This window comes from Eikenella halliae, from assembly GCF_001648475.1.
Taxonomy (GTDB): Bacteria; Pseudomonadota; Gammaproteobacteria; order Burkholderiales; family Neisseriaceae; genus Eikenella; species Eikenella halliae.
On sequence record NZ_LXSQ01000014.1, the window covers coordinates 179,186 to 185,232 of the forward strand.

A 6,047-nucleotide genomic window follows, 5' to 3' on the forward strand; every position below is an offset into this window, starting at 1 on the left:
GCAAAATTTTGTTTCAGAAGACATTTAGGATTTTAGCTTCGCAGAAACTCGCGTTGCTCGTTTTCAGGCTGCCTTATTTGTCCGCCGCAAAACCTCCGCCAAAGGCGGTATTTAACGCCAGCCACGCGGTAAACAGCTTCGCCTGTGCCTGCGCCAGTTGCGCTTCGTTTTGCAGGGTTTCGTCCTGCGCGGCGAGCCAGTCAAGCTTGTTGTCCAGCCCCGCGCGGTAGCGGCTTTGCGCGGCGGCGGCGTTTTTGCGGGCCAGCGCGGTCATCTCGGTTTGGTCGCGCACGGCTGCGGCAGCGGTTTCGTATTGCGTCAGCGCGTCGGCCGCCTCGCGCAGGGCGGTGTAAACGTTTTTGTTGTAACGCGCCACCTGCTCGTCAAACTCGGCTTCCTTGCGCGACAGGTTCGCCCGCAACGTGCCGGAAGTAAAAATCGGCAGGCTCACGCTCGGCAGCAGTCCGGCGAGAAACGACGACGAATGCGGCAGGTTGCCGATTTCCACATTGGACAAGCCGGCCAGCGCCTTGATGGTAATGTTCGGATAAAACTCGGTTTTCGCGCTGGCAACTAAATGGCGGCGGGCGGTCAGTGCCTCGCGCTGCGCCGCCAAATCGGGGCGTTTGCCGAGCAAATCGGCGGTGAGCTGCGACACGGGCGGTGCGGGGGTGGTGGTGGCGGGATTGGGCGTGAAAGTGTCCAACGCCTGCGCCGGTTGTCCTGTCAGCGCGGCAAGCGCGTGGCGCACTTGGGCAATATTGCCGTCCAAATCTGACAAGGCAGCCTGAAAACGGCTGTTGCCCTGTTGCACGGCATAGAGTTTGCTCGGTGCAAGTTGTCCTGCGCGAATCAGCTCGCGCACCACCTGCTCGCGTTCGCGATTCAACTGCGCCCGCTGCGCCACGCGCTGCCGCGTTTCCAGCAGCAACTGCCATTGGCGGTAATACGTCGCCACGCCCTGCGCCAGCAGTAGCCGCGTCTGCGCGATTTCGTATTCCACGGCGCGTTGCTGCCCCAGCGCAGCTTCCAGCTGGTGCTTGTATTTGCCGAACACATCGGGCGACCATTGCCCTTGCAGTTGCAGCGATTCATAAGTGATATTGGTGCCGTGGTCGCCCAGCAGCCGCTTTTCCAAATCGCTGATGAGTTCGGGCTTCTCGCGCTCGTTTACGCCGTCGCGGTGCAGCAGTGCGCCGCTCAGCCCCAATCCAATCTTCACGCCGCGCTGCGAATCCGCCAAATCCGCCCCCGCCTGCGCCTGCCGCAAGCGCGCCTGTGCCGCCGCCAAATCGGGCGAACGCGCGAGGGCGGTGTCAATCAGGCCGTCGAGCTTGGCATCGTTGAGCGCACGCCACCATTGCGGCGCAATCGGCGGCTGCGAGCTGGCGGGCAGACCGAGCGTTTCGGCGGTTTCCACGGCGGCGGGGGTGTGCTTGGGATGAGTGGTGCAGCCCGAAAACAGCGCGGCACAGAGGAAAAATAAAGGGAAGCGTTTGAACATTTTGAAATATATATAAACAGGAATCGGGATGATTATAACGAAAAACGTATCGGGCGGGGGTTGGAAAACTTCAACGCAAAAGGCAGAGACCTTTGCAAAATTTCTTTTCCTCCAACAACCGAAACCCAAACACAGGTTTTCGGCTGTTTTCTCCCCCAATCACTTCTGATTCTACCCAAATACCCCCTTAATCCCCCTTGGATACCTGATAATCAGGCATCCGAGCCGCCTTTTAGGCGGCAACAGGCACACTTAGCCTGTTGGCCGCTTTCAACAGGTTTAAACACATCGCCTTCAGATGGCTTTGCGCACTCACTTTAATCAGCCCGAAATAGGCTGCCCGGGCGTAGCGGAATTTACGGTGCGGCGTCCCGAAACTTTGTTCGACCACATAACGGGTCTTCGACAAATAGCGGTTACGTTTGGTTTGCGCTTCCGTCAGCGGACGGTTGCGGTGGGCTTTGCGCATAATGCCGTCCGGTAACCGATGCTCTTCCAGATGTTGCCGGTTTTCCTTACTGTCATAGCCTTTGTCGGCATAGACGGTCGTATCTTCGGCTATCCCTTCCAGCAAAGGCAACAGGTGGTTGCACTCATGGGTATTGGCGGGGGTAATGTGCAGTTTCTCGATATAGCCTTCCTCATCGGTACGGGTATGTTGTTTGTAACCGAGTTTGTAGAGACCGTTTTTCTTTGTCCAACGGGCATCTTTATCTTTGCTCGGTGTGGTTTGGCCGCTGACTTGTCCTTCTTCATCGACTTCTATGGCCTGACGCTGTTTGCTGCCGGCGGTTTGAATAATGGTGGCGTCAATGACGGCGGCGGATGCTTTCTCTAATTTTAGGTTTTTTTCGGCCAGTTGTCGGTTAATCAGTTCCAGCAATTCGGACAGGGTGTCGTCTTGCGCCAGCCAGTTGCGGTAGCGGCATAAGGTGCTGTAATCGGGGATGCTCAACTCGTCGAAACGGCAAAACAGGTTGAAATCGATGCGGGTGATGAGGCTGTGTTCGAGTTCGGGATCGGAGAGGCTGTGCCATTGGCCGAGCAGGACGGCTTTAAACATGGACAACAGGGGATAGGCGGGACGGCCTCGGTGGTCTCGGACGTAACGGGTTCTTTGACGATTCAGGTACTGTTCGATCGGCTGCCAATCAATCACCTGATCCAACTTCAATAGTGGGAAGCGGTCGATGTGTTTGGCGATCATGGCTTGGGCGGTTTGCTGGAAGAAGGTGCTCATGAGAAATCCCATAAATGTCTTGGTGGGAATTTAGGGGATTTTGGGGAATTTTGCAAAGGTCTCAGGTTCATTAGGCAATAGTGCAAAGGGTAGATTACTAAACACAACAAAAAGGTCGTCTGAAAAATTTTCAGACGACCTTTTAGGCTAATTTTTCCGGATAGTCTGTCCAAGGCAGTACAACCACATTTCAATCTTTTCCTGCACAGAAAAAGGAATACAGCAGCTGTATCATCTCGTTGACTCGTGAATCGGCAATGTAATATTGCCGCTCTCGATGGTTCACTTCAAAAGACACCAATCCGGCCTCGCGCAACAGGGCTAATTGGCTGGACATCGCCGCTTGAGGCAGACCGGATGATTCAGCCAGTTCGGTTACATTGTGCGGTCTTTCGTGCAGCTTACATAGTACGGCGAGGCGATGGGGGTTTGCCAGAAGTTTAAGAAAGGCAGCGGCTTCTTCGTAGGGCGGTTGATTATCGGCAGTGGTCATGGTTTGCCCTTTTCGGCAAATGTGAAGGTCGCATTATCAGTCATAACTGCCGCAGCGGCAACTTTCAGACGACCTCTGTTTAGCGGTTCCATGGCATTTTGGCCAGTAGTCGTGCCATGCCGCAGAATCTGGTTAAACCGGCTGTCAACAGGCCTGCGCCGACTAGCGCATCTATCAGATAAAACCAAGGCGATACCAGCGAACCTGCCAACACGCCGAACAGAACCAACCCGCCCGCGATGGTTTGCACCTACCGCATGATGTCCGGCGCGGCGTGTTCGGCGATTATGGGGAGACCTGCGGCTTTCCATGCCTGCAAACCGCCTTCAAGAATGTAGCACTCGCGTCCCCGACCAAGTTCCGCCAATGCTGCTTCCGCCTGCGCCGTGCGCTTGCCGCCCGAGCAATAAAAAATCAGACAGGGCGCAGCGTTGTCGGGCAGTTTTTCACGATGTCGCTCCGGTGGCAGGGACAATGCGCCGCCGATATGCCCGCCCCGATATTCTGCTTGGCTGCGAATGTCCACTACCAACGCACCCTCACGAATTTTCGCTGCCGCTTCCTCAGGAGTAATCCGTGGAAGTTGTCCTTCTTTACTCATGTTTTGCTTTCTTTATTTTTTGTTGATGTGGCAGGTATTGATGCCCAATAAGCTGTACAACGCGCAGCTTCCTATCAAAGCGGTAGCCAGCGGGATGATGCCCAACCAACCCCACCAGCCGATTTGACCGGTCGCAGCGGCGGCAATTAAGGCTACTCCAATGACAATGCGGAGAGCGCGATCCAAAGTACCTAAGTTCCGTTTCATTTAATTGCTCCTTGTCTGAGAGTGATTCATCTAAAAATAAAAATATATAATAAAAATCATATATAATAAATATTATAGCTTTAAGGTAATTTTGTCAAACGGTTTGCAACCATGCGGCTCAAAAGGATGGGATGACCTTATTTTTAAACGGGTATGTGCAAGCTAAGTTATGCCTAATTTGCTACACGCAGCAAAAAGGTCGTCTGAAAACTGAAAAATCAGGTTTTCAGACGACCTTTTATACCTCTACTTAGCAAGCTAATTCACACAATCATTGAAGTTGTAATGAGATGCGGCAGTTGCCTTAGTCTATTCATTGATGGTCTAACTAATCCGCCAACTGCGCTGCAACGCTTCGAAAACTCATCAAAGCCGCTTCGATATTTTCAATGATTTCATCGGCCAAAATATCAGGGGCGGGCAGATTGTCCAGGTCGGTTAAAGAATGGTCTTTCAGCCAGAAAATATCCAAGCTGGTTTTTTCTCGCTGATTGATTTCATCGATACTAAATTTACGCCAGCGTCCGTCGGGATTGTTTTCGGCATGATAGGTTTCTGCCCGCTTTGAACGGTCTTCGGGGCAATAGCAGGTAATAAAATCCTGTAAATCTGCCAACTGCATCGGTTTTTTTCTTCAGTGTGTGATGCACGTTGGTGCGGTAGTCATACACCCAGACTTCTTGGGTAACGGCTTTTTCCTGTGCGGGGCGGTTATCAAAGAACAACACATTTGCTTTCACGCCTTGCAGGCGGAATTGCGGGCAGTATCGGGCGATGTTGGGATGGGAGAAGTGCCAGTCGGCGGTGAAATAGGTTTGAGGCATGGAATACTCGGTTTCTGGTCATCTGACAATGAAAAATAAGGTGCAGGCTGCTTTAGAGGCCGTCTGAAACAGGGTTGGGGCGATAAAAAGCAGCCTGCACTTTTTTGCCCACCTATCTGCCGGTCAATACCAACCGTTGGCAGAAGGCTTCCCAGTCGGCAAGGTGCACAACGTGCGTGCCGTCTGCCAACGGGTGTACATCGGAAGCGCAGGCAGTGCGCCAATAGATGTAAAACGGAAGTTTGGCGATGTCGGCTTCCAATACGGCAGCATTGTCTTGTTCTGGCGTATGCACAATCGGCAGTCCGAAATAGCTATATTGGCCGTCTGCAGCTTGTTTACTGGTATGGCCGGTTTGGCCGCGGTGTTTACCGGTACGAACAAACCGGCGGCAGAATGCGTTCCAATCGTGCAAGAAAATGGTGGCTTGCCCGTCTATCAGACTTTGGGCAGAACCGATGCTGCTGTCCCGCCAAAACGGGTAGAACGGTAATGCAGCGATGTGATGTTCCATGATGACCGGAAAATCTCTCTGCCCTACCGGCCGCATCACCGGAACGCCGAAACAGGAGGTTTCAGGCAAGGCATGTGCAGGCTGCATGAAGGTGTTTTGCAGGATAACGGCCGCTTCTGCAGGGTCAATACCCAAACTGTCTATGGCAGGCTGCAAAGTTGCGGGCAGGTCGCAAAAGCAGCCTGCACCGGCCGGAAGGCAATACACCGAGTTGTGCGTATGGGCCAGAGGTGCCGCCCATAGGGTAACGGGCGAGGTGCGGATTCGGCCGCCTGCGGCAAAGCGTCCCGAACCATCTTGGGCGACTGTGCCGTACACCACGGCATACTCGGATTTGCCGGGCGTGTGGTAGCGCGTGAAGGTCCAGTCGGTGAGCTTGCAGGGGGAGAGGGTGCCGTCGTGGGAATGTGCGGATGGGATGGGGGTGTCGGGGGTGTTGGGCATGGGGTACTCCTTGAATGTCGATATGGCGTGATTTTTAAATAACCGTGGGCATTGCGGACTATGCAGACTGCCTGAAATTGCAGCTACTACACCTCAATCAAGCACCCGTCCCGATAACCGTTGCGCCCAATTTCGTTGGGATAGCCCAAGGGGTTGATGACCACGCGGCAGCCTTGAATATTGGCATCCATCGCCGTATGCGTGTGTCCGGCAAACCAGT

At 53.9% G+C, this 6,047-nt stretch carries 6 protein-coding genes and 1 pseudogene; all 7 read right to left on the reverse strand.

Annotated features, from left to right (window positions below; genetic code table 11):
* Nucleotides 1–73: 73 nt before the first annotated feature.
* The 7 genes and pseudogenes from A7Q00_RS06135 to A7Q00_RS06160 all read right to left on the reverse strand — a co-directional run bounded on the left by A7Q00_RS06135 (nucleotide 74) and on the right by A7Q00_RS06160 (nucleotide 5,827).
* Nucleotides 74–1,504, reverse strand: a complete 1,431-nt coding sequence (locus tag A7Q00_RS06135; protein WP_245637536.1) for an efflux transporter outer membrane subunit — start codon at nucleotides 1,502–1,504, stop codon at nucleotides 74–76.
* A gap of 232 nt (nucleotides 1,505–1,736) precedes the next feature.
* Nucleotides 1,737–2,744: an IS5 family transposase gene (locus A7Q00_RS06140; RefSeq protein WP_064089718.1), complete on the reverse strand. Its 1,008-nt coding sequence runs from the start codon at nucleotides 2,742–2,744 to the stop codon at nucleotides 1,737–1,739.
* Nucleotides 2,745–2,934: 190 nt separating this feature from the next.
* Nucleotides 2,935–3,237, reverse strand: a complete 303-nt coding sequence (locus tag A7Q00_RS06145; RefSeq protein WP_003821656.1) for an ArsR/SmtB family transcription factor — start codon at nucleotides 3,235–3,237, stop codon at nucleotides 2,935–2,937.
* Nucleotides 3,238–3,316: 79 nt separating this feature from the next.
* Nucleotides 3,317–3,838, reverse strand: a pseudogene (locus A7Q00_RS06150) (rhodanese-like domain-containing protein).
* 12 nt (nucleotides 3,839–3,850) lie between these two features.
* Nucleotides 3,851–4,045 (reverse strand): YgaP family membrane protein, encoded by a 195-nt coding sequence (locus A7Q00_RS12865; RefSeq protein WP_080543217.1) that lies wholly within the window; start codon nucleotides 4,043–4,045, stop codon nucleotides 3,851–3,853.
* A gap of 328 nt (nucleotides 4,046–4,373) precedes the next feature.
* Complete coding sequence (locus tag A7Q00_RS06155) at nucleotides 4,374–4,667, reverse strand: hypothetical protein (protein ID WP_064089719.1); 294 nt, start codon at nucleotides 4,665–4,667, stop codon at nucleotides 4,374–4,376.
* A 314-nt stretch (nucleotides 4,668–4,981) separates the two neighbouring features.
* A complete protein-coding gene (locus A7Q00_RS06160; protein ID WP_179946204.1) occupies nucleotides 4,982–5,827 on the reverse strand; it encodes a hypothetical protein in 846 nt (281 codons plus the stop codon).
* Between the last annotated feature and the right edge of the window lie 220 nt (nucleotides 5,828–6,047).

Excerpts from the sequence above, each read along its gene's own strand:
- A7Q00_RS06135 (WP_245637536.1), bottom strand. The coding sequence starts at position 1,504 with ATGTTCAAACGCTTCCCTTTATTTTTCCTCTGTGCCGCGCTGTTTTCG.
- A7Q00_RS06140 (WP_064089718.1), bottom strand. The coding sequence starts at position 2,744 with ATGAGCACCTTCTTCCAGCAAACCGCCCAAGCCATGATCGCCAAACAC.
- A7Q00_RS06145 (WP_003821656.1), bottom strand. The coding sequence starts at position 3,237 with ATGACCACTGCCGATAATCAACCGCCCTACGAAGAAGCCGCTGCCTTT.
- A7Q00_RS12865 (WP_080543217.1), bottom strand. The coding sequence starts at position 4,045 with ATGAAACGGAACTTAGGTACTTTGGATCGCGCTCTCCGCATTGTCATT.
- A7Q00_RS06155 (WP_064089719.1), bottom strand. The coding sequence starts at position 4,667 with ATGCAGTTGGCAGATTTACAGGATTTTATTACCTGCTATTGCCCCGAA.
- A7Q00_RS06160 (WP_179946204.1), bottom strand. The coding sequence starts at position 5,827 with ATGCCCAACACCCCCGACACCCCCATCCCATCCGCACATTCCCACGAC.